17 protein-coding genes, 1 tRNA gene and 1 pseudogene are annotated in these 21,847 nt (G+C 62.2%); 4 read left to right on the top strand and 15 right to left on the bottom strand.

Annotated features, from left to right (window positions below; translation table 11 throughout):
- Positions 1-1,935 (top strand): putative bifunctional diguanylate cyclase/phosphodiesterase, encoded by a 1,935-nt coding sequence (locus GEMMAAP_RS10605; RefSeq protein WP_053334168.1) that lies wholly within the window; start codon positions 1-3, stop codon positions 1,933-1,935.
- A gap of 33 nt (positions 1,936-1,968) precedes the next feature.
- Here the strand turns inward: GEMMAAP_RS10605 and GEMMAAP_RS10610 are convergent, their stop codons facing one another.
- The 4 genes and pseudogenes from GEMMAAP_RS10610 to GEMMAAP_RS10625 all read right to left on the bottom strand — a co-directional run bounded on the left by GEMMAAP_RS10610 (position 1,969) and on the right by GEMMAAP_RS10625 (position 5,331).
- Positions 1,969-2,754 (bottom strand): ATP-binding protein, encoded by a 786-nt coding sequence (locus GEMMAAP_RS10610; protein WP_075071488.1) that lies wholly within the window; start codon positions 2,752-2,754, stop codon positions 1,969-1,971.
- 9 nt (positions 2,755-2,763) lie between these two features.
- Positions 2,764-3,888: a hybrid sensor histidine kinase/response regulator gene (locus GEMMAAP_RS10615; protein WP_026849787.1), complete on the bottom strand. Its 1,125-nt coding sequence runs from the start codon at positions 3,886-3,888 to the stop codon at positions 2,764-2,766.
- Positions 3,889-3,999: 111 nt separating this feature from the next.
- Positions 4,000-5,193, bottom strand: a pseudogene (locus GEMMAAP_RS21105) (sterol desaturase family protein).
- Positions 5,194-5,258: 65 nt separating this feature from the next.
- Positions 5,259-5,331: transfer RNA gene (locus GEMMAAP_RS10625), tRNA-Ala, on the bottom strand.
- A 141-nt stretch (positions 5,332-5,472) separates the two neighbouring features.
- Between GEMMAAP_RS10625 and GEMMAAP_RS10630 the strand changes: the two genes are divergently transcribed.
- A complete protein-coding gene (locus GEMMAAP_RS10630) occupies positions 5,473-6,237 on the top strand; it encodes an SDR family NAD(P)-dependent oxidoreductase (protein ID WP_026849786.1) in 765 nt (254 codons plus the stop codon).
- Positions 6,234-8,603 carry a phosphoenolpyruvate synthase gene (ppsA, locus tag GEMMAAP_RS10635; RefSeq protein ID WP_202969113.1) on the top strand — a complete coding sequence of 790 codons (2,370 nt, stop codon included), beginning with the start codon at positions 6,234-6,236 and terminating at the stop codon, positions 8,601-8,603. The genes GEMMAAP_RS10630 and ppsA overlap by 4 nt, the downstream gene beginning before the upstream one ends.
- 43 nt (positions 8,604-8,646) lie before the next feature.
- On the opposite strand, the gene GEMMAAP_RS10640 is transcribed toward ppsA, so the two are convergent.
- From GEMMAAP_RS10640 to GEMMAAP_RS10650, 3 genes are all read right to left on the bottom strand, one after another.
- Positions 8,647-9,972 carry a flotillin family protein gene (locus GEMMAAP_RS10640; RefSeq protein WP_053334164.1) on the bottom strand — a complete coding sequence of 442 codons (1,326 nt, stop codon included), beginning with the start codon at positions 9,970-9,972 and terminating at the stop codon, positions 8,647-8,649.
- A 39-nt stretch (positions 9,973-10,011) separates the two neighbouring features.
- Positions 10,012-10,536 (bottom strand): hypothetical protein, encoded by a 525-nt coding sequence (locus tag GEMMAAP_RS10645; protein ID WP_026849784.1) that lies wholly within the window; start codon positions 10,534-10,536, stop codon positions 10,012-10,014.
- A 142-nt stretch (positions 10,537-10,678) separates the two neighbouring features.
- Positions 10,679-11,065 (bottom strand): PEP-CTERM sorting domain-containing protein, encoded by a 387-nt coding sequence (locus GEMMAAP_RS10650; RefSeq protein ID WP_158514815.1) that lies wholly within the window; start codon positions 11,063-11,065, stop codon positions 10,679-10,681.
- A gap of 324 nt (positions 11,066-11,389) precedes the next feature.
- Here GEMMAAP_RS10650 and GEMMAAP_RS10655 point away from each other — a divergent pair, with 324 nt between their 5' ends.
- Positions 11,390-11,941, top strand: a complete 552-nt coding sequence (locus GEMMAAP_RS10655) for a hypothetical protein (protein ID WP_026849782.1) — start codon at positions 11,390-11,392, stop codon at positions 11,939-11,941.
- An 81-nt stretch (positions 11,942-12,022) separates the two neighbouring features.
- On the opposite strand, the gene GEMMAAP_RS10660 is transcribed toward GEMMAAP_RS10655, so the two are convergent.
- The 8 genes from GEMMAAP_RS10660 to GEMMAAP_RS10690 all read right to left on the bottom strand — a co-directional run bounded on the left by GEMMAAP_RS10660 (position 12,023) and on the right by GEMMAAP_RS10690 (position 21,825).
- Positions 12,023-13,354: a hypothetical protein gene (locus GEMMAAP_RS10660; protein WP_026849781.1), complete on the bottom strand. Its 1,332-nt coding sequence runs from the start codon at positions 13,352-13,354 to the stop codon at positions 12,023-12,025.
- The gene (locus tag GEMMAAP_RS10665) at positions 13,354-14,133 is read right to left on the bottom strand and encodes a c-type cytochrome (protein ID WP_053334163.1); all 780 of its coding nucleotides are present in this window, start codon (positions 14,131-14,133) and stop codon (positions 13,354-13,356) included. Before GEMMAAP_RS10665 ends, GEMMAAP_RS10660 begins: the two co-directional genes overlap by 1 nt.
- Positions 14,134-14,146: 13 nt before the next feature.
- The gene (locus tag GEMMAAP_RS20005) at positions 14,147-14,647 is read right to left on the bottom strand and encodes a DUF3341 domain-containing protein (RefSeq protein ID WP_026849780.1); all 501 of its coding nucleotides are present in this window, start codon (positions 14,645-14,647) and stop codon (positions 14,147-14,149) included.
- Entirely contained in the window at positions 14,647-16,050 is a 1,404-nt protein-coding gene (nrfD, locus tag GEMMAAP_RS10670; protein ID WP_026849779.1) for an NrfD/PsrC family molybdoenzyme membrane anchor subunit, read from the bottom strand. Before nrfD ends, GEMMAAP_RS20005 begins: the two co-directional genes overlap by 1 nt.
- Before the next feature lie 11 nt (positions 16,051-16,061).
- The gene (locus GEMMAAP_RS10675) at positions 16,062-19,103 is read right to left on the bottom strand and encodes a molybdopterin-dependent oxidoreductase (protein ID WP_026849778.1); all 3,042 of its coding nucleotides are present in this window, start codon (positions 19,101-19,103) and stop codon (positions 16,062-16,064) included.
- A 19-nt stretch (positions 19,104-19,122) separates the two neighbouring features.
- Positions 19,123-19,740 (bottom strand): cytochrome c3 family protein, encoded by a 618-nt coding sequence (locus GEMMAAP_RS10680; RefSeq protein WP_053334162.1) that lies wholly within the window; start codon positions 19,738-19,740, stop codon positions 19,123-19,125.
- A gap of 433 nt (positions 19,741-20,173) precedes the next feature.
- The gene (locus GEMMAAP_RS10685) at positions 20,174-20,974 is read right to left on the bottom strand and encodes an amidohydrolase family protein (RefSeq protein ID WP_026849777.1); all 801 of its coding nucleotides are present in this window, start codon (positions 20,972-20,974) and stop codon (positions 20,174-20,176) included.
- The gene (locus GEMMAAP_RS10690) at positions 20,971-21,825 is read right to left on the bottom strand and encodes an amidohydrolase family protein (RefSeq protein WP_026849776.1); all 855 of its coding nucleotides are present in this window, start codon (positions 21,823-21,825) and stop codon (positions 20,971-20,973) included. Before GEMMAAP_RS10690 ends, GEMMAAP_RS10685 begins: the two co-directional genes overlap by 4 nt.
- Between the last annotated feature and the right edge of the window lie 22 nt (positions 21,826-21,847).

Genomic DNA, 21,847 nt, shown 5'->3' on the forward strand with positions numbered 1-21,847 from the left:
ATGTCACAAAACATAGAAACGGAAAAGAGTGTGGACAAAGAGGCCGACATCACGCACCTTGCAGCTGACCTCCTCCAGTCCCCCTACTCCGCCATGCCATATCGTGAGTCGTTGGGAGCGCCCCCGGAGGGCGTGTTGCGCGTCTTGCTGGTAGAGAATGATCCAGACACCGCCCAGCGTTCCGAGGCGGGGCTTCGGTCACGGCTGGGGGGCTACCTGGCGCTGACACACGTGACGAGTTTGGCCCTGGCGATCCGTTCCTTGATGGAGGATCGATTCGATGCCGTCATTCTCGAGTTGGATGTCCACGACGCCTCTGGCATTGCGACCCTGGCCGGCATTCGTGGCGCAGCCCCTTCGGTGGCCACGATTGTGTACACCAATCTCGTCGATGACACCCTCGCCCTGCGCGCCCTTCGGGCCGGCGCCCACGAATGCTTCGACAAGCGGGAGACATCCCCGGAAATGCTGGCGCGGCCGCTCGGCTTTGCGCTGGAGCGCCAACGCCGCATAACCGCGCTTGAAGCGGCGCGGGTAGAGGCCGCCCATCGGGCTACCCATGATCCGCTGACCGGTCTGGCCAATCGTGAGCTGTTTCTGGATCAGCTGGAACGTGCGCTCGCCTTCAGCGCGCGCTATGCCCGCAAGACAGGACTGCTCTTTGTGGATCTCGATGGGTTCAAGTCCATCAACGATACGCGGGGCCATGCGCTGGGCGACACCATGCTGAAGGCCGTCGCCGGCCGACTGTTGCAGAGCGTGCGTCGGTCCGACGCCGTCGCGCGGCTTGGGGGCGACGAGTTTGTCGTCCTGTTGCCGGATGTGACGAGCCGTCGCGACGTGGCCTTCGTCAAGGACACGATTCTCGAGTCTTTACGGGAAGCCATCGATCTGGGCAACGGCCAGCAGCTTTTCATTGAGGCCAGTATTGGCAGCTCCATGGCCCCCTTGGACGGAAGCACTGCCCAGGAACTTTTGGACGCTGCCGACGCCGACATGTACCGCGAGAAGTATCAACGTCGTCGCGACCGTGCGGTGGCCCCCTCGTCCGAGGCGCCCGGCCTGGCGGAGGACTTTGAGCTGCCCAGTACCACAGAATCGGTGTCACACCGGCGCGAGGCACGCCTGCGGGCTGCGAGCACGCAAGGGGAGTTTGAGGTTTTCTACCAGCCGGTCCTGGACGTCGTTGCCGACCGGATAATCGGCGCGGAGGCGTTACTCCGGTGGCGTGATCCCGATCGCGGCATCTTGCTCCCGTCCGGTTTTCTCGGTCTCGCAGAAGACACCGGCTTGATTGTACCTATCGGCGAGCAAGTCCTTCGCGACGCCTGTGAAGCGCTCGTACGGTGGCGCGCCCACGGAGTCGGTACGGACGTGCGCGTCGCCGTCAATCTTTCCGCGGTCCAGCTCCGCGAGCATGGCTTTGAACGGCGAGTGGCCCAGATACTGGCGGAAACGGGGTGCCCACCGGAGGCGCTCACACTGGAGCTCACGGAAAACAGCACCGTGGTAGACGGGGAAATGGCGATGGAGACCCTCCGCGCGCTCAAGGGGCTCGGCGTGCGACTGGTGGTCGACGATTTTGGGGTCGGCCATGCCTCGCTCACCTTCCTGCGAGAAGCACCAGTGGATGGGATCAAGATCGACCGACGATTCGTGTCACAGTTGCTGGTGGATCAACGTGATCAGGCGATCGTGGCCAGCATGGTGCGTCTCGCTCGAGGGCTCGGGCTCGATGTGGTTGCCGAGGGGGTGGAGAGCGGCGAGCAATCGCAACGACTGGCCCGACTTCAGTGCTTTGCACAACAAGGTCGCCACTTCAGCGAAGCCGTCCCATACGCCGCGATGACGGCGCTGCTGCACGAGCGTAATCAAGGACAGGCTCGCACGGATGTGGAATGGGGCCCCCGGCGAGTTGACGTGCGCGGGGCGTAGTGGCGAGTGCGCGGTTGAGTCAACCGAGGAGAACTAGCAGGGCGCGGCAGTAGTCAGCAGTTCGGCCAGCGCGCACAATACCCTGTCACTGGAGAACGGCTTCTCAACGAGGAGTTCGTTGTCGCCAAGTGAACCGGCCAACTGATCGGCGTATCCGGAGACGTATACGACCGGCAGGCGAGGCACGTCCGCATGAATGTGTGCCATGAGTTCACGGCCACCCATTTCCGGCATTCGCACATCGCTGACAACGGCCCGGATCTGTTCCCGATGCCTGCGCCACAGCAGCAGTGCATCGGCCCCATGTCGTGCCTGCAGCACACGGTAGCCGCTGCGCTCGAGTAAACGTAACAGCAGCGAACGTACGGCCGCTTCGTCTTCCACCAGCAAAATGGTGCCACCGGCACAGGAGGCCGTGGGCGAGCGCGCACCGGTTGTGTGCTGTTGGTGCTCGCTCTCCATAACCGGTAAGCGAATGGTCACGGTCGTTCCTCCGGCCGGCGCGCTGGTGATGTGTATGGCGCCTTGCGCCTGCTGCACGATACCGAACACTGTCGCCATCCCAAGTCCGGTACCCTGCCCCTGAGGCTTGGTGGTGAAGAACGGCTCAAAAACGCGGGCCTGTGTGTCAGGATCCATACCGTGTCCGGTGTCGCTGACCACAAGTTGCACATACTGGCCTGGCGAAAGGGTCGCCCATGGTTCAATGGACGACGCTTGCCGAACCGCCGTGACGTGAATGTTGATACTTCCCCCGGTCCCAAGTCGGCCATACCGCGACGTCAAGCAGGCATCGCGCGCATTCACAACGAGGTTCATGATCACCTGTTACAGCTGCCCGGGATCCGCATGCACGATGGCGCCGTCGTCTTGAACGTGCAGATCCACCGCAATTTCCTCACCAATGACTCGGCGGAGCAACTTCTGCGTGCCCTGCACCAACTCCCCTACGCGTACGGGCTGCGGATGGACCACCTGCTTCCGACTGAAGGTCAGTAGCTGACGCACGAGGGTACGCGCACGCTCTGATGCTGCTGCAATCTCGGCAAGGTCCGCGGCGGATGGATGATGCGGCGACAGATCAGCACGCACCAGTTCGAGTGTTCCGGTGATGATGGTGAGCAAGTTGTTGAAATCATGGGCAATTCCCCCCGCCAGCTGCCCAACGGCCTCCATTTTTTGTGCTTGTCGGAGTTGCAGCTCCAATTGTGCACGCGGGGTCACATCCTCCATGGCCCCAAACATGGAGACGGCACGACCATACGCATCCCGTGTGATGTATGCACGGTCCACGACCGCGGCCCAGCTACCATCTGCACGACGGAAGCGGTACGAATCTTCCCATTGTATTGCCCCATCGTTTCCGTTCAGGACGTGTTCGAGACGCAGTACCACCCGCGACCGGTCGTCCGGATGAATCAGCGATTCCCATTCGGCGCCGCCGTGCGCATCCCTCGACGATGGGTACCCGAATACCGTTGAGAATCCCTCTCCCCAGTCGAGAACATTGGTATCCAGGTCCCATTGCCAAATCGCATTGCTTGTGACCCGGGCCGCGAGTGCATAACGCTGCTCGCTTTGCTCGCGCGCCAGTTCCGATCGAATTCGTGCCGAGACATCGCGGAAGAAGATGGCCAGCCCCGCCTCTTCAGTGGGATACGCATCGACTTCGAGATAGTAGTCGTACCCTTCGCCGATATAGTGCTCGGTGAAATGCACCTCCTGCCCAGTATCTCGCGCCGCATGGTATTCACTCCATGCCTTGTTCGTGCGCGACGCAGGAAACGCCTCCCAGTGGGACACGCCAAGCAAGGACTCCCGGGGGCGTCCGGCCAGATCAGTCAACGCCTTATTCACCTCGACGATTCGCCAGGCGTCGTCAAGCAGGATAAAGGCATCTTTGATGCGCGCGAGGATCTTCTCGGCCCGCAGTGATGGGGTATGGTCGCGCATTTGGCATCTCCGGTCTCGTAGTTCGGCACCGCTGCATCATCGTGCCAATTTGCGGGATGTGGCATAGGGGAATCCCCTGCCGACATGCGAGATAGTGACTACAGAGACGCCCTACTTCGTGTGGTTTCTTGCGCCAGTGAATGGATAGACCAATTGCTTTAGGTAACCATCCGGCACCGGACGCCCTGCAATGCCGTAGCCGCGAGGCCATTCTCCCGGTGGCCCGAAGTACGTGCCGAAGAGTCGATCGATCCAAGGAAAATGCACCGCGAAGTTGCGATCAATGGCTTCCCGTTCAATGGCATGGTGCCAGTGGTGAAAGCGCGGGGTGACCACGAGTGCTTCCACCCATCGTGGAAACGCCCAAGACACGTTGGAATGAATGAAGACCGCGTGTACCGACACGAACACCAGATACGCATACAACGGTCCGGTGTCGAAGCCGAGAACAAAGAGTGGCACAAAGGTGAGGCCGCGCGTGAGCACGACGTCCACCACGTGCAGTCGTGACCCAGCCTACCAGTCCATACTGGTCGCCGAATGGTGCACGGCATGGAATCGCCAAAGCCACCGTGCCCTGTGAAAGAGGCGATGCACGGTGTACTCCGTGAGATCGGCGACGAGGGCACAGCCGATAAACTGCACCACCGCCGGTTGAGCGCGAACCGCCGTCTGCAGCGCCGGATGAATAGCCCAGGTGAACAACACGCGCGCGGGCATGAGCGTCAGCAACGTGGACAGCTGCACGAGCAGATGGCTGACGAAAAAATAAATGGCGTCCGTCGTCCACGCGGGCCGAAACACCGATTGCGCGCGTAGCGGCCAGATACGCTCAAGCGGTACGAACAGTACGGCGAGCAGCAGAATATTGAGCAGGAACCAATCCAGACCGAGATAGACGGGCACCTTGGGGACCGCGCCCGCCGCCGGGATGTTGCCGCCACCGGCAAGCCCGGCTGCAAGGGCAAGCGCGATTCCGGTGAGGCCAAGCACCTTACGTCGGCGGAGCAGCGCACTCAGCAGACCGAACAGGAAGCCGAGGCCGATGACGACCTGCAGCAGCGTCCGTACGGCGGGCATGGGCAGGAGCGCGCGTACGTCGGGGCTGGTGAGCATGGCCGGCCAGTAGAAGCAGGCGACCGCCCCCAGCGAAAGAGCACCGAGGAATACAGAAAGCGTTCCGCTCAGCCACCCGGACCCGAAGCGGGTGGAATCATTGTCGTCGAAGAGGCGGGCAACGGCGGCGTCGAGGGACATGACGCGTAAAGGTACGGCTCGGCCGCATCGCTGCGCCATGGACCGCATGGGACGCACGAAGGGCCGCCACGCGTGAGCGGCGGCCCCTCGTTCACAACCGTTCGTGTTTTGAATGGAGCGTATCGGGATCGAACCGATGACCCCCTGCTTGCAAAGCAGGTGCTCTCCCAGCTGAGCTAACGCCCCGATACGTCAAATGTAATAAGACAGCGGGACGGGGGTGAAGGGGGCGCGACGAGGTGAACGCCTCCCTGTGCCGGGGACTCCCCGATAGCCGGAACGTGACGCGTTCCGCATGCTGTGTCATACCTATCTCACGGAGGCGTCATGCGGCTCACGGGCAAGGTGGCGGTCATAACCGGTGCGGCATCGGGCATTGGCCGGGCCACGGTGGAGCTGTTCGTTCGCGAGGGGGCCCTGGTGGTCGCTGGCGATCTCCATTCCGCTCGTCTGACCGAATTGGCGGCACATTGCAATAGCCTGGCACCAATTCTCACTCCGCTCACCGGTGACATTGGCAAGCGATCCGACGCGGAGGCCCTGGTCGATCTGGCGCAGGCGACCCATGGCCGCGTGGACATCCTGGTGAATAACGCCGGCATCATGGATTACATGGCGGGAGTCGGCGAGCTCACCGATGAGGTATGGCAACGTGTTCTGCGGGTGAATCTCGATGGGCCAATGTACACCAGCCGACGGGTGATGCCGCTGATGTTGAACCAGGGTCAGGGTTCGATCATCAACATTGCCAGTATTGCGGGGCTGAGCGGAGGGGCGGCCGGTGCCGCCTATACCAGCTCGAAACATGCGCTGGTGGGTCTCACCAAGAGCACGGCTTGGATGTACGCGCAGCGTGGAGTGCGCTGCAACGTGATCTGCCCGGGTGCGACCCGGACGAACATTGCCGAGAGCATGCCGGCCGACCGCCTCGACCCCGTTGGGGCAGCGCGCGCCGGGCTGTTTGCCACGCTGGTCCCGGCATGGCTGGAATCGACGGATATCGCCGAGCTGGCACTGTTTCTCGCCAGCGACGCCGCACGATTCATTAATGGCGCCGTCATCACCGCTGACGGCGGATGGATGGCCATATGACGCAGCATACACTGGCTGGTTGGTTCGATGAGTTCACCCGTGATGACGTGTCCCGCGTTGGCGGGAAGAATGCGTCACTCGGTGAATTGCGGCAGCATCTGAAGACGCTGGGTGTGAACGTGCCCGACGGATTTGCCCTGACCACGGACGCCTATCGCCAGTTCGTGGCCTACAATGGGATTGAGGCCGTGCTGGCGCGGGAGCTTCCCCATGCCACGACCCGTCTGGCAGAAGTGGGAGAACGCATTCGTGCCGCGTTTGCTGCGGGTACGCTTCCGCCGGCGCTCACCGAAACGCTCACCACGTATTACCGCGACCTCGGCCAGCGCATTGGCCACCGCAATCCGCCGGTGGCGGTGCGGAGCTCCGCGACGGCTGAGGATCTGCCAGACGCGAGCTTCGCCGGCCAGCAGGAATCGTATCTCAACATCACGGGCGAGGCCGAATTACTATCTACGGTCCCGCGATGTTTTGCGTCGTTGTACACCAATCGAGCGATTGCCTATCGGGAACACCACGGCATGGCGCATGCTACCGTGGCCTTATCTGTTGGGATACAACAGATGGTACGCAGTGATGTTGGCGCCGCCGGCGTGGCCTTCACACTCGATACGGAAACGGGGTTTCGATCGCTGGTCATGATCACCGGGGCCTGGGGGCTGGGCGAGAATGTCGTGAAAGGCACCGTGAATCCCGATGAGTGGCGCGTCTTCACCCCACTACTCAACGACGACACCTTACGCCCCATCCTCGATCACAGCATTGGACTGAAGCAGATCAGGATGATACTGGGCGTGGACCAGAAACCGCTGAACATCGAGACGTCGATGAGCGAGCGAGCCCGCCCCTGTTTGAACGATGACGAGGTGTTGCAACTGGCCCGATGGTGTGCGCGAATCGCACAGCATTATGCGCGCCCGATGGATATCGAATGGGCCAAGGATGGTCTCACCGGTACATTGCACATCGTGCAGGCGCGCCCGGAGACCGTGCAATCGCAAGGAGTCGTTTCGGCAATCAGCACGTTTTCGCTGGAAGGTTCGGGAACGGTACTGGTGTCAGGTGTTGCAGTGGGCCAGCGCATCGCGAGCGGCAAGGTCTTTGTACTGGAGAGCATGCGTGACGCTGGCCGCTTCGAGGATGGAGGCATCCTGGTGGCACGCCAGACCGACCCTGATTGGGTTCCGGTCATGAAGCGCGCCGCGGCCATCGTGACGGACACCGGGGGACGGACCAGTCACGCCGCCATTGTGAGCCGCGAGCTGGGCATCGCAGCGATCGTTGGTGCCGGGAATGCCACGTCGGTGCTGGGTGGCCATACGGTGACAGTGAGTTGTGCCGAAGGCCACATTGGTCGCGTGTACGAAGGCGTGCTTCCATTCCGGGAGGAGCACCTGGACTATTCCGGGCTGCCCGCAACGAAAACGGCCATCATGTTGAATGTGGCGGATCCCGCCATGGCCATGCGGTGGTGGCGTCTACCGGTTGGCGGCATCGGCCTTGCCCGGATTGAGTTCGTCATTGAACACATGGCCAAAGCGCACCCCATGGCTCTCTTGCACCCGGAGCGGCTATCGGTCGAGGATCAGTCGGCGATTGCGACGTTGACCGAACTTCATGACACCCCCGCGGAATTCTTCGTGGATCGGCTGTCCAGTGGCGTGGCGATGATTGCGGCATCCCAGTGGCCCGATCCGGTCATCGTGAGATTCAGCGATTTCAAGACCAATGAGTACGCCGGACTTCTTGGTGGACGGGTCTTTGAGCCGCATGAGGAGAACCCCATGATCGGATTCCGCGGCGCATCTCGTTACTACGATGATCGCTATCGCGAAGGGTTCGGTCTGGAATGCCAAGCCATTCGGAGAGTGCGTGAACAGATGGGGCTGCGCAATGTGATCGTGATGATTCCTTTTTGTCGTACGCTCGAGGAAGCCGACAAGGTATTGGCCGAGATGGCGCAGCACGGCCTCGTACGTGGCCATGAAGATTTGCAGGTGTATGTGATGGCAGAAATCCCGAGTAACGTGGTGCTGGCCCGTGAGTTTGGCACCCGGTTCGACGGCTTCAGCATTGGCAGCAACGATCTGACACAACTCACGCTGGGCGTGGATCGGGACAACGCCCTGTTGGCTACGTTGTTTGACGAGCGCAATCCAGCCGTGCTGCGTTTGATTGAACAGCTCATTGCCGATGCCCACGCCGTTGGCTGCAAAGTCGGGATCTGTGGACAGGCACCGAGTGATCACCCCGACTTTGCGGAGTTCCTGGTGCGAGCGGGCATCGATTCCATATCGCTCAATCCGGACAGTGTGGTGCCGGTAGTCCAGCGCGTTGCCACATTGGAACAATTGCGCAGTGCATGAACCACAGATTGGAGCGGCGCCGAAGAGGCGCCGCTCCCTTTCATCAGGCAGATTCGCTGAGGTCAGCGGAGGCCTTGCCTGCAATACGCCCACTCAATCCCTGCAGGAGTGAATCGGGATCTATACCGTATTGCGCACTGGCGGCTTCGAGCAGGCGCATCATGGCGCCGAGTCGCTGCTGCGTGGCATTGGCGGCCCCCTGCCCGTCTCCACCGTCGAGCACGACCAACCGATCGATCTTGATGTCGCTCGCCGCACTCGCCAGGCGATCGATCATGTCGGGGAGCTGCTGCAGATACAGCAACGACAAGCCACGATCGCCGGCGGCCATCATCTGTTCCTGCACCGCCCGCAAGGCCTTTGCCTGTGCTTCACCTTGCGCAATGACCGGTGCCGCCGCCGCTTCGGCTTCGGCTCGCGCGGCTTCGGCGCGCGCGCGCGCCGGCTCCACCTGTTCCACTTGCAGACGGACACGTGTGACCTCAACGCGCGCCTCTTCCACCGCCTTTTCGGCTCGTGCCTGTGCCTCGTCGGCAGCGGCCCGCGCGGTTCGTTCAGCGATCTGCGCCTGTCGATCGAGTTCGGCCTGCTTGACTCGCAGTTCGTTCTGCGCCGCCGCCACCATCATTTGCGACTGGGCACGGGCCACATCGGCTTCCTGCGTGGCGCGCGCCTGTTCGCGCTCCGTTTCCGCTTTGGTGCGCGCTTCGGCAATCTGCGCATCGCGCAGCACTTCGGCGGTGCGAATACGACCGTACGCGCGAAGGTAACCGGCGTCATCGCTGATGTTCTGGATCTTGAGCATGTCGAGCTGCAGGCCAAGCTTCTGCAGATCGCGCGTGACCTCCTTCATCAGTTCCGTCTCGAACTTCACGCGATCTTCGTTGGCTTCTTCCGGTGTGAGCGTGGAAAGCACGCCGCGCAAATTGGCGGCAAGCGTTTCCTGTGCCAGATCGGCCACCTGCTTCTCGCTGCCAAGAATGCGTTCCACGGCGTTATTGAACACCTCTTCCGGCATGGATGCGATTTTGACGTTCGCAACCGCCTGCACATCAATGGGAATGCCTCCGCGCGCGATGGCGTTCCGCACACTGATGGTGAGCGGAATGGTGTTGAGCGTCATCCACTGCGCTTGTTCCAGGATAGGAATGCGAATGGTGCGCCCACCGCGCACCACCCGATATCCCACCGACGTTCCATCAGTGAGCGCCCGCCGGCGACCGGTAATGACCGCCACCATGTTGGGCGGGACGATGATCAGCAGTTGCTTGACGGTCGCGACCAGCAAGAACAGCATGACCACCACAAAGGCGACGCCCCCCAGCGAAAAGAGCGCTGTCCCAAACTGTCCATCGAGCAATTCGTTCATCCTCAGACTCCAGAAGAATTCATGGTCACGGCCAACGGATCAGTTGGCGGTTGGCTCAACCACTGCAATACCGTTCTCGATCCATCCGATACGGCAGGTGGTGAAATACATACTCTCCAACGCTTCAACATTGGGGGCCCGCTTGGCGGGCATTTCCTGGACCTGACCATTGGCCAGAAAACTGATGACACCCAGTCCATTGGTATCGAAGGGCAAGACCAATGTGGCGGGTGCCCCAATGACCAGGACATCGAGTGGCACAGAGTCCGCTTCGGTACGGCGAATGACCACGAACAGTGCGTGCACCCCGAGAAGCGTCAACACGCCGGCAATCGACGCACTCACGGAAGAAACCGTAGCGCTTCGATGCGTGAGCACCCCCAGCAAACCAATCCCCCCAAAGGCAAAACAGGCCCACGTGAGATTGCGCAGCGAGAACACGGCCAAGAGTCCGGCGTCCCCAACAACATGGGAGGAATGATCGGTGTCCGCATCGTGGCCAAGCAGGCCCGCGACGATAAGCGCTCCTCCAAACACCAATGCCGAGACAAACAGCCAGAGCATTCCCGCCCTCCACATGGTTCACGGTTCAGGACACATTCAATTAGGCATCGTGCATTGCCCTGCGCCAGTGAAGCAAGAATGGTGGTCAACGGCGGAGAAAGCGAACGCCCCTGCCTGACAGGCAAGGGCGTTGGTATCGGCTTCAGACGCGTCGGTGCCTGGCCATTCCGAACAGCAGAACCCCACCGGCCACCACCAGTAGCAGAGATGACGGTTCCGGAACTGCGGTGAGTGCGACGTTTCCCTGCACCGCGAGCGTCGCTGGGAAGTCGGGGAAATTTTCCAAGGAAAATTCTCCTTCGATCAGCCGTGGCGAGAAAATCGTTCCGGTAAACATTTGCTCGCCGAATGTATCCAGGATGAACGTGCCTACGGGTGATTCGAAGGAAAACCCGCCATCAAAGCCTTCTGTATAGAAGAGCAGATCACCGACCAGAGTGATCTGCGAACTCCCCTGCACAAAGCGACCACTGAGCCCTTCCAGAAGAAACGCTGCTGGATCCAAAGGGGTGGCGGAAGGTGGCTGCACCAGCAGAAACTCGAATTGCACGGCACCTGCCGAGAACGCTTCGAACGGTGCGATCGACGTGGCGAGGGTGCCAACTCCACTCAGGCGAATCTGTGCCGACGAGCTGCGGAGAGGCAGCAATACGATGGCACACAACAGGGCGAGGGTTGGTCGCAGTCTCATTCATTTCTCCAGTGAATCAGGATGGTCCCGCCGCACAGTACGGCGTGAACAGGCTCCGCATCCGCAAGCATTGTTCCCGCGGCTTGCCGGCGCGCTCTTCCCTTGGCCCACGACGCCCCGCGCACCGTTCATGTTTTCAACCGATCGGCCGACACTTTAAGCATGCTCCGCATTTCCTCGCCCTCCGATCCCAATCAGGATATTCGCCCGGGCGACGCGGTGCGTTTCGACTTTGATGGTGCCGCCGTGGCCGGCACGGTTCGTCGAATTGACGTGCGAGCCCATCCAGACGCGCCTCACGGCCTTCCTTATGTGGTGTCGGTAGTGCAGGCCGATCCGGCCAGCGGCTACCAGGCCGGTCGGGATTACACCGTTCGCGCCGCCTGTCTGGTACTCGAAGGTGACGCGGTACTTCGCCCGCCCCGCCCTCCACGCAGCGCGCCCAGAAGCGTCCAGACCGCAGCGCCGGCCGCCCCCCGCTTTCTCGTGGGCTTCATGCGTGAAGGCGGGCAGTTTCCACAGCAGGGGGCGATCCTGGTGCAGGCCCCGACGCTGGACGAAGCGAACGCCATTGCCACCCGCACGCTGGCGTCGGAACTGGAAGCGGACATTGCCGAGGGACGGGAAGAGGCCGGCGCATCGGTCATGCTGGTCAACGCCGCCGAGGTGGGACCCGTGACGGAGAGCGGTGTCCTCGGTCAGGTGAGTTGGTAAGGCAACGACTTTGGCTCACCAGCACAGCAAAAGGGCGGTCCCGATGGGGACCGCCCTTTTTGTTTACCAACCGTACCGCGCTTACTCGTGCGCCGGAAGCGGTTCCATCGTCTTGGCGTCGACGGGGACCTGCACTTCGTCCTTGCAGGGCGTGGTCATCATGAACACACGCATGACCGGGAAGGCATCCATGAAGCTGAAGTAGCTGAATGCCCAGAGGCCGATGAAGCCGATCGTGGTGCCGATTTCCTGAAGCCCGAAGGGAAGCGAGGTCGCTTCGCCATAGATGCTCGGATAGATCTCGATGTAGCGGTGCAGATACACACCGATGAGGCTGCACACCGCGAAGAGCACGAACGTGGGAAGGTACATCTTGGCCGCCTTCGAGATGAGCCCGAAGAACGGGAGCACGAAACCGAAGATGGGGATGAGCTGGGTCACCGGCTTCCACACCCCAGACAGACGCAGGCGATAGAAGTGGGTTTCTTCCGGCATGTTGCCGTACCAGATCACCAGGTACTGCGAGAAGCTGATGTAGCCGACGAACGCCGTGAAGGCGAAGCCAAGCTTACCAAGGTCCCACAGCTGGTCCATTGTGACGATGTCCTTCGCCTCGAGGTGATTGCGCCACCACATGGTGAGGAGCGACGTGAGCATGACCATGTTGACCCAGCCGGTCATGAACACGATCCAGGCGTACATCGTCTGCTGGAAGTGGAGCGAAATCGTCATGGAATAATCCCATGCCATGAAGCACCACCCAATCACGAAGCTCATGGCAACCGCCACCGCGAGCTTCCCCTGCGCCGAGTGCTGCGTATGCAGTTCACGACGCTCGTCACCAGTCCACGCGGCACGCATCTTGGCGCGCAGGCCAGCCGCCCACTTGGCGCCGTACTCGGGAAGTACGGCCACGTCCATCTTGACCGAGTTCCAGATGAACAAGCCCTGGATGACGGTGATGGCACCAAAGAAGAACAGCCCACGGATGAGGAACCACCCGTTGCTCAGGTACGCTGCCTTCTCCACCGACGGCGCGGCTTCGCGGCCGCGGAATGTGAAGATGGAGTCTCCGCTGAAGAACAGGAGGGCAATGAGAATGACGAACGCGATGGGTACGAAGGCATAGAAGCCTTCGGTGAAGCGGATCATGGGGCGCGACCAGCGCGCCGTGACGATACGCTGCACCGCGGCAAACGCGGTACCGGCGGTGGAGATAACGGCGAAGTACGTCCAGTTGAACTGAACGGCCTGCCAGGCACGGTCGGGATTGGTGAACAACCCCATGACGAAGACGCCTATGCCCACCAACGCGGCAATGAGCGCCGCCGTCTTGATCCCCGCCGGAACGGACTTCGCGGAGAGGCGACGCGCGAACTCTTCACGCGTCGGGTAGTGATAGTGCTGGCTCACTAGTGCTTCTCCTTGGCGGCACCAGGAGCGCCGAGGTGCAACTGGCGCATGGTGTCGTTGTCGTTCTTGCCCTTATAGGTTGCCGAATTGATGTTCGGCGAACCGGGCGTGGGCAGCTGCGTGGGCTTGAGGAATGGCGCCGGGCGCGTGGGGGCCGTCTGCGACGGACCCGGCACGGTGGTGCCGTTCTGACCGGGGTAACCGATAAGCGTGGTGTCAGCGGTCCCCTTCTGGAGTTCGCGAACATAGTTGATCACGTCCCAGCGGTCCTTCTCTTCGATACGATTGTAGTTCGGCATGATGCCACGACCGTTGCGCAGCATGCCGTAGATGTAGCCGTCCGAACGCCCCTTGGCCGACTCGGTGAGCAGGCTCGGGCTGTAGCCGTACGCCGGGTTCACCTTCTTGAGTCCACCATTGCCGTCGCCGGCGAGTCCGTGGCACACGGCGCAGTTGATCTGATAATTCGTCCGGCCATTCGCGACGGACGCTTCAGACGTTGGCGTCGGATTGGGGATGGGCGTAAACGAATCGATCACCTGCGGCAGCGGCTGGTAGCCGATCTGCCACGCCGCCACCACCGTGCCTTGTACCGGCACCGAGAACTGCGGCTGGCCACGCGGCGGAGACAGCGAATCCGCTTCGTTCTGCGACATCGATTCCCACGGCTCAATGCGCGGCTGGTTCTTGAAGTCGGTGAACCAGGAGCATGCCCCGAGCGAAATCGGGAGCACCACGGCCACCGAGGCGCGAAGCGCCCGCGACAGTGCAGAAGGCATCACGTTGGAAGTCTCAGGCTTCACGCCGCACCTCCTCCGCGCCAGCATGACGCAGAAGGTCTTCAGCCGCCGACGCCTTGGTGGCGTCACACGCAATGAAGACACCGAAGTGACCAGCGGAGAATCGGTCGTCGTAGCCAACCGTCGCGGTCAGACGGGGCACGCGCGAGTTGATGAACATACCAGCCACCGTCGAGAGGGCGCCCACGAGCACCATCACTTCGAAGCCGATAATGGTATACGGAATCCAGGACGCGATGGCCTTGCCGCCCGTGACGAGCGGCCAGTAGTTGGATGACCAGATCGCGATCCAGTAGCCGAAGCTGACGCCAAGCAGACCGCCGATGAGCGTGAAGCGACGCACCACGCTGTTCGGACCGGCAATTGCGTCGTCGAGCTCATGGCGAATGGTCGGTGAGAACACCGTGACATCGCCCAGCTTCTTCTTCTTCAGCTCCTCGATGGCCGAGACGGTCGAATCGAGGTGGTGAAAGACGCCAAGTACGCCCTGCATCAGTGATGCCCTCCGCCATGGCCGCTCTTGAAGCGCGGCGTGACGATTTCCTTGAGCTCCATGATGGCCATCACGGGCATCTGCTTCACGAAGAGCAGGAACCACATGAAGAACCAGCCGAACGAGCCGACGAGGAACGACATGTCGATCCAGCTGGGCGTGTAGCTCCCCCACTGCCACGGCTCAAACTCGTGCGACAGCGACGGCACCACGATCACGAAGCGCTCAAACCACATGCCGATGTTGATGAAGATCGACAGGATGAACAGCCACGCCGGGTTACGCCGCAGCTTCTGCGACCAGAGCGACATGGGCAGAGACATGTTGCAGAGCAACATGATCCAGGCCGCCCACCACCACTGACCGAACACGCGGTTGTAGAAGAACTCCTGCTCCGCCCGCACGCTGCTGTACCAGGCGATGAAGAACTCGATCAGGTACGCACACCCCACCACCATGGAGGTGAAGAGCACGACCTTGGCGGTCGCGTCGAGGTGGTTGAGCGTGATGTAGTGCTCGAGCTTGAACCACTTGCGCATGGGGATGGCAATCGTCCACACCATCGCAAAGCCGGAGAAGATGGCACCGGCAACGAAGTACGGCGGGAAGATGGACGCGTGCCAGCCCGGCGTGAGCGCCATGGCGAAGTCGAAGGAAACGACCGAGTGCACGGAGAGCACCAGCGGCGTCGAGAAGGCGGCGAGGAACAGATACGCCTTCGCAAAGTGACGCCATTCCCGATCGCTGTTCCGCCAGCCGAGCGAGAGGATCGAGTAGACCCGCTTGCGGGTGGGGTTCGTTTCCTTGTCGCGGAGCACCGCGAAGTCAGGAATGAGACCGATGAAGAGGAACGTGGTCGAGATGGTGAGGTACGTCGAGATGGCGAAGACGTCCCATACCAGCGGCGACTTGAAGTTCGGCCACAACAGGCGCCAGTTCGGATACGGAATGAGCCAGAAGAACTTCCACGGGCGCCCGATGTGAATGATCGGGAACAGACCGGCCGTCATAACGGCGAACACGGTCATGGCTTCAGCCGCTCGATAAATCGAGGTGCGGAAGCCGGCGCGGAAGAGGTACAGAATGGCCGAGATCAGCGTACCGGCGTGACCGATACCGACCCAGAAAACGAACGTGATGATGTAGTTACCCCACATCACCGGCGGTTCGTAGCCAGCCTGACCGAGGCCCCAGTAGATCTGATAGATCCAGGCTGAGGCGCCGCAGAGCATGGCCACGATGGCCACGGCCAACCCGATAAACCACTTCTTAGTGAACCCGAGCGTCGCGATGATATCGCGATCGACCTGTTCGTAATCACGGACTGCGGGGAGCTGGACGTCGGCCGAAGCTATGTTCGGCCCACGAATGCCCTCTCGCACCGGATGTGCGACGGATGCCATGCGCGCTGTCCTCAGGCCGTCGCCGGGGATGCCGGCGACGGATAGGTGACCTTCTTGAGATAGACCACAGCGGTATACGTGTTCAATTCCTCGAACACGTGATAGGCGCGACGGTCATACGCGAGTTTCGATACGGTCCAGTTCTCGTCGGCCGCGTCACCAAAGACGATGGCGCGCGACGGGCATGCCTGAGCACACGCGGTGGTGAATTCGTCGGCGTTGACCTCGCGGCCTTCCGCCTTCGCCCGGTGTTCGGACTCACGGATGCGCTGCACGCAGAACGTGCACTTCTCCATGACGCCCTTCCCACGAACGGTGACGTCCGGGTTGAGCGACCAGTGCATGGGCTCGGGCCACGCATACTGGCGACGCTCCGGCTCACCATAGCCGAACCAGTTGAAGTAGCGGACCTTGTACGGGCAGTTGTTGCTGCAGTAGCGCGTGCCGACGCAACGGTTGTAGACCTGCACGTTGAGGCCGTCCGGCGAGTGATACGTGGCGTACACGGGGCACACCGGCTCGCACGGCGCATTGCCGCAGTGCTGGCACATCATGGGCACAAACCGCGTATCGAAGTCCGGAGAGAACTCGTTCTCGGTGTTGTTGTTGCCCTCGTAATACCGCTCGAGGCGAATCCAGGCCATTTCGCGGCCCTTGATGATGTTCGCACCCGGACGTTCATCCCAATTGGTGGGGCTGAGCGCGCGGCCCTGATACGGCGCACCCACCGTGGGAATGTTGTTTTCGCTGTAGCAGGCCGTGACGCACGCCGAGCAGCCGGTGCAACGCGCAAGGTCGATGGTCATCGCCCAGCGACGCTTCTCCGCCTTGCTCGAGTGGTTCGGATCGTACATCCCCTTGTCCTTGGACTCGGGGTTGGCGAACTCACCCTGCGCATCCGCCGCGACCGGCGACTTGAGACCGGCCTTGAAGTCCTGCGACGGCAGGCCGGGGATCTCGTGATGATGCTCGGCGTCTTCCTGTTCGGTGCCGAGCAGCACACCGATGGGGAGCGCCTGACCGATACCACGCCCATGCTGACGCGCGGATCCTTCGGTGGTGACTAGCGGAGAATTGTCCGCCGTGACCGTGACCTTGCCCTTGATGTTGCCGAGCGCGAGTCCGCCGGCAGCGTCCCACCCCGTGGAGACGAGGTCATACGCGTTCACACCGATGTTCTGGGCGAAGCGGCCGTAGGCCGTGTGACCGAGACCGAGCGAAATGCCGACGGTATCGGGGCGCACGCCCATGTAGATATAGGCAGGCGCCGTGACCTTGCCAGCGGCCGTCTCGACCGTGAGGTGAGTGCCTTCCTTGATGCCCAGCTTCTTGGCGGTGGAGGGGTGGACTTCCACCCACGACTGCCACGCGATCTTGGACACCGGATCCGGGAGTTCCTGCAGCCACGGCTTGTTCGCGCCGGCGCCATCACCCAGTGTGGGCGACGGGAAGACATGCACGAAGAAGTCGCCGGTGCCGGCGGCCGGTGCCTGCGCGGCAGCCGACAGCGCGCGGCTGCTGGTGGGCACCAGCGGGCTGCTGCTCACCTGCGCCTTAGTCAGCGCGGTCGTGAACGCCGAGCCGCCGCCGGGGAACTTGCTGATGTACCAGGTGCGGTAATCGGCCACGTTGTAGCGGGCCGCGAGCGCTTGATCCTTCTTGGCCATTTCGATCAGCACGTCGGCCGTGGACCGCGTGTCAAACACTGGATCGAGCGTGGGCTGCTGCAGGCCGAGCTGCCCATTGGCGCCGGCCGCATCACCCCAGCTTTCCAGCCAGTGATTATCGGGGAGCACCAGGTCGGCGAGCTGCGCGGTTTCGTCGGGCATCGCCGAGAACGACACCTTGAAACCGACCTTGGCGAACGCCGCCGCGAAACCAGCCGACTTGGGCATGGAGTGCGCCGGGTTGGCGCCGCGCACAAAGGCGAGCGGCACTGAACCGGCATCCATGGCCTTGACCGCGGTGGCCAGATCGGCGTACGACGCGAGACCGTTGTAGCCGGCATGCGCGTTGGCCGGCTTGATCGTTGTACCGACCGCCCCTGCCTTCTTGTTGATCTCCGCGACCATGGTCGCGCACTCAACCGCATCGGCACCGGTGACGCCACAAATCGCCATGACGCCGTTGCCGGCTTCGGCGATCGCCTTGGCGAGCGCTTCGATGGTCGCGACCGAAACACCAGAGGCGTCGGACGCGGCCTGTGCAGTACCCGCGCCGGTGAGCGCGGCGCAGAGCGCCATTTCGCTGCCCGGCTTGGCAGGCACCCACTGGTCGGCGTTGAGGCCGGTGAGGGAGCGGCGGGCGCCGACATAGACCAGTCGCGGCGCATCGGTGAGCTTGGCACGCGCATCAGCCCAGTCGAGCTGCTGCGGTACGCTGTGCCCCCACCCATCGAGGAAATCAGCACCGAAGCTGATGACCAGCTTGGCGGCGCCAAAGTCGAGCTGCGGCCAGGCGGCCCCGTAGGCCTTCTGGTTGGCGGCAATGGTGGCCACCGGCGCGGTGCTATCGACGCTCAGGTGGTTGGGCATGCCGTTCGCCGACAACCACTGGTCGAGGAAGCCCGGGAAGGTGCCTGACTCGTGCTGGTTGATGAACACCACGCTGCCGGCCTGCCCCTTGGACTTCACTTCACCCAGCTTCTGGGCGAGCAGCTCATACGCCTTGTCCCACGTGGTGGGCTTGAGCGCATTGCCCTCGCGCACCATGGGCGAGCGATAGCGGTCGGGGTTGTAGAGGCCCTGCATGGCCGACAAGCCGGTCGCGCAGATCGCGCCACGATTCATCGGATGGTCAGGATTGCCCTCCAGCTTGATCGGACGACCGTCACGGACTTCGGCGAGGACGCCGCAGGCCGCCGCGCATTCGCGGCAGGTGGTCGCGTAATACTGCGACACACCCGGAACAGTGTTGTCGGGAGAGGCGACGTACGGAATGAGCTTGCCCACCTTTTCGGAGGAGCAGCCCACCACCGCCGTCGTGGCGCTCGTGGCGCCCAGGATCTTGAGGAAGTCTCGGCGCTTAACGCCGGTCCCCGCTTCTGTGCTCATCGTTGTCGAGGGTCGATGATCAGTAGTGGCAGACGGCGCAATCGTAGCGCGCCTTCTTGGCGGGCATTGCTTCCAGCTCAGGCGTCACCTTCTGACCGGCAAGGCGAGCACCTTCCGCTGGCTTGTAGCCCTGCACATGACAGTTGATGCACCAGCCCATATTGAGCGAGTTCACCTGCTGTACGGGGACATAGTTCGTGTCCGGCCCCTGCGCGCCCTGGTTCTGGATCTGCCCGTGGCAGGTCTGACAGGTAACGCCGGCATTCACGTGGCGCATATGCGGGAACTGGACATAGTCCGGCACCTTGTGCACGCGATTCCACGGAATGGGCTGACCCTTCTGGTATGCCGCCGCAATTTTCTTGATTTCCGCCGACTGCGGCTTGACCAAGGTGTGGCAGCCCATACAGGTCGCCACCGAGGCATTGCCCGGATCGGGCGCCTTGTTGGCAGCGCTGTGGCAGTACAGGCAGTTCATGCCTGCTTTCTGCACGTGCGGTGCATGGACGAACTTGACGGGTTGCTCAACGAGCTTGCCCTGCGACGACGATGCGCCGCTGTAGGCGGACAACAGCGTGGCCGCCGCGGCAAGCGCGAGGAACCCAGGAATCACCGTCCACTTCTTCTTGACCGTCATCTCGTGTGCCGGTAAGGATTGCCGTAAGGCGTAGGAGGTTGACTGACACGCGACATGCACGACGATGAACCCCTGCCGCAGTGCAGGTCGTGGCCCAAGTCATGCTATCCGAAGACTACCTGGTCCAATGGCGTAGGACCGTTAGGGCCGTTGCCGGGTTGAACCGTGTAAGTCGCTGTCACCCAAATTTTTGCAAGCGCGAAGTATGTTCGGGACCGTATTTGTACGCAAGTGCAAGACGTACCTTCACGTAAGCAAAAAGCGAACAAATGAGTCGGGACTCCCTTGATGCAACCGCTCGCAAGGATAACGGGTAAGTTTCCGTTCGGTTCCCGGTATTTTTTCTTCGTGCATCCGGGCAAAATCGCTCATCCGTAGATCACATTCGTCTCTGGTGTGAATCGCGCTATTGCAGATGCGAGCCGTTTCTCAACTATCCCGAGACGACGGAAATATTCCCTCCGTGGGAAAACTCGGGGGCACCGCTCGGATCCGTGTCGAGCAAATCCACCAGTACCTGCGCCTGCTGGGTTAACCGCAGAGGCCACCATGAGCTCCAGGCCAGCCGATCCGGCCCCACCGTACGCACGAGATGGGCGAAATGGTCCTCCGGAGGACCCCAGACCCAATGCCAGTCATACCAAACGCGGGCCTGTTCGACCGGGGTGAGCCCCCAGTGGATTTCCTCAATCAGGTCACGGCTGGCGCCCGCCACCACCAGACGTGGCTGAGCGCCGGGAAGCCGCGCCAGATGCCGGACATGGGCTGCCGTGAGGTCACCGGCGGAATCCAGCGCATGACGCTGCCGCAGGTCCTCAAACCGAACGGTGAGATGGAGGGCGATACCGGCCTCCCCACAGGCATAAGCGAGTTCGGCCATGGCGCCGTGACCGGCGCCGAGCCCCCAGAGCGTGGGATAGGCGCGTACGGCAGGAGCCCCTTCGTTCACGGCGGTCCGCAACATCTCCTCCCAGCCGGGCCAATCGGGGCGAACCATAGGGGCCGGGTGCAGAACGTCGCGGTACGGTGCCAACGCCGCATACAGCGTGCGGTTGCTGGGGACCGGGTCCCGGTGAAACGCGCCCGGCAGGTGTCCTACCCACGCGCCGGCAAATCCCTCCCGCTCCAGAACGCGAACAAGTATCTCGGGTTCGGGGTGCGGCACATCGCGAAAGGGATAGCCGCCGATCCACGCCGTGACGTCAATACGTCCCCTGCCCTTCTCGGCGTTCATGACCGCACCGCCAGTGCCGCTTCGAAGGTGCCGGCAGGGAAGATGCGGACGGCATTGCGCCAACGCATGTCGGCAATGTCGTCGGGAGAGGCCCCGGTGTAGCTGAGCGCACGCAACTTGGTGAGACCGGTACAGAGGGTGAGATCACAGGCCCACAGCAGGCGACGGGCTCCCACCCACCGCAGCGCTTCGTCGATCATGCCGCGATCAATCCCGCTGCCCGACATATCCATGACAATGTTGGGCACATCACGCACCGCCGGATTGGTGTGCGCCCAATCTCCGCCGCCCCCGATGTGCGCCAGGAGAAAGGTGACGGTAGGATGTCGTACGGCCAACTGCGCCAGTTCCACTCCGTCGGACGCTTCCTGATTGGGCCACTCGCGACGACGGTGCTGCCACACATGCTGCAGTACGGGCACGCCGTAGTGCGCCGCCGCCGCGGCGATATCATCGAGCAGCGCAAAGTCGGTGGTGCGACGGCCAGCGGCCAGTTTGATTCCGACCGCCCCGCGTTGCATGCCGCGCGCAATCTCCGAGAGCGCATGCGCCGTAAAGTTGGGATTGACGGCAACGAACGCCTTTACTCGCGGTGCCTCCTGATCGACCAGATCATACAGGAAATCGTTGGCCCGAGTCTGATCATCCGGAGAGGCAAAGTACGTGGGCGATGTGTGCCCCCAACTGCCCAGAATCGACGCCACGTGGCAGCGAATCCCCATGCGCTCTCCCTGAACCAGGCGCGAGGCATTGTACCGCGCCCAATCAGACCGATTGGTGAAGGGCGTGTGGAAGTGCGCGTGCGGATCGATGAGCGGCTCGGGGCCGCCCAATGCGTGGACGTTGGCCATACGACAGTCTCCAGGTGTCCCG

Origin of the sequence: Gemmatimonas phototrophica (assembly GCF_000695095.2) — a bacterium.
In the GTDB taxonomy this organism is placed as follows: domain Bacteria; phylum Gemmatimonadota; class Gemmatimonadetes; order Gemmatimonadales; family Gemmatimonadaceae; genus Gemmatimonas; species Gemmatimonas phototrophica.

Excerpts from the sequence above, each read along its gene's own strand:
- GEMMAAP_RS10610 (WP_075071488.1), bottom strand. The coding sequence starts at position 2,754 with ATGAACCTCGTTGTGAATGCGCGCGATGCCTGCTTGACGTCGCGGTAT.
- GEMMAAP_RS20005 (WP_026849780.1), bottom strand. The coding sequence starts at position 14,647 with ATGCAGGGCGTACTTGGCGTCTTTCACCACCTCGATTCGACCGTCTCG.
- GEMMAAP_RS10605 (WP_053334168.1), top strand. The coding sequence starts at position 1 with ATGTCACAAAACATAGAAACGGAAAAGAGTGTGGACAAAGAGGCCGAC.
- GEMMAAP_RS10685 (WP_026849777.1), bottom strand. The coding sequence starts at position 20,974 with ATGAACGCCGAGAAGGGCAGGGGACGTATTGACGTCACGGCGTGGATC.
- GEMMAAP_RS10640 (WP_053334164.1), bottom strand. The coding sequence starts at position 9,972 with ATGAACGAATTGCTCGATGGACAGTTTGGGACAGCGCTCTTTTCGCTG.
- GEMMAAP_RS10630 (WP_026849786.1), top strand. The coding sequence starts at position 5,473 with ATGCGGCTCACGGGCAAGGTGGCGGTCATAACCGGTGCGGCATCGGGC.
- GEMMAAP_RS10615 (WP_026849787.1), bottom strand. The coding sequence starts at position 3,888 with ATGCGCGACCATACCCCATCACTGCGGGCCGAGAAGATCCTCGCGCGC.
- GEMMAAP_RS10675 (WP_026849778.1), bottom strand. The coding sequence starts at position 19,103 with ATGAGCACAGAAGCGGGGACCGGCGTTAAGCGCCGAGACTTCCTCAAG.
- GEMMAAP_RS10680 (WP_053334162.1), bottom strand. The coding sequence starts at position 19,740 with ATGACGGTCAAGAAGAAGTGGACGGTGATTCCTGGGTTCCTCGCGCTT.
- GEMMAAP_RS10665 (WP_053334163.1), bottom strand. The coding sequence starts at position 14,133 with ATGCCTTCTGCACTGTCGCGGGCGCTTCGCGCCTCGGTGGCCGTGGTG.
- nrfD (WP_026849779.1), bottom strand. The coding sequence starts at position 16,050 with ATGGCATCCGTCGCACATCCGGTGCGAGAGGGCATTCGTGGGCCGAAC.
- GEMMAAP_RS10690 (WP_026849776.1), bottom strand. The coding sequence starts at position 21,825 with ATGGCCAACGTCCACGCATTGGGCGGCCCCGAGCCGCTCATCGATCCG.
- GEMMAAP_RS10645 (WP_026849784.1), bottom strand. The coding sequence starts at position 10,536 with ATGCTCTGGCTGTTTGTCTCGGCATTGGTGTTTGGAGGAGCGCTTATC.
- GEMMAAP_RS10655 (WP_026849782.1), top strand. The coding sequence starts at position 11,390 with ATGCTCCGCATTTCCTCGCCCTCCGATCCCAATCAGGATATTCGCCCG.
- ppsA (WP_202969113.1), top strand. The coding sequence starts at position 6,234 with ATGACGCAGCATACACTGGCTGGTTGGTTCGATGAGTTCACCCGTGAT.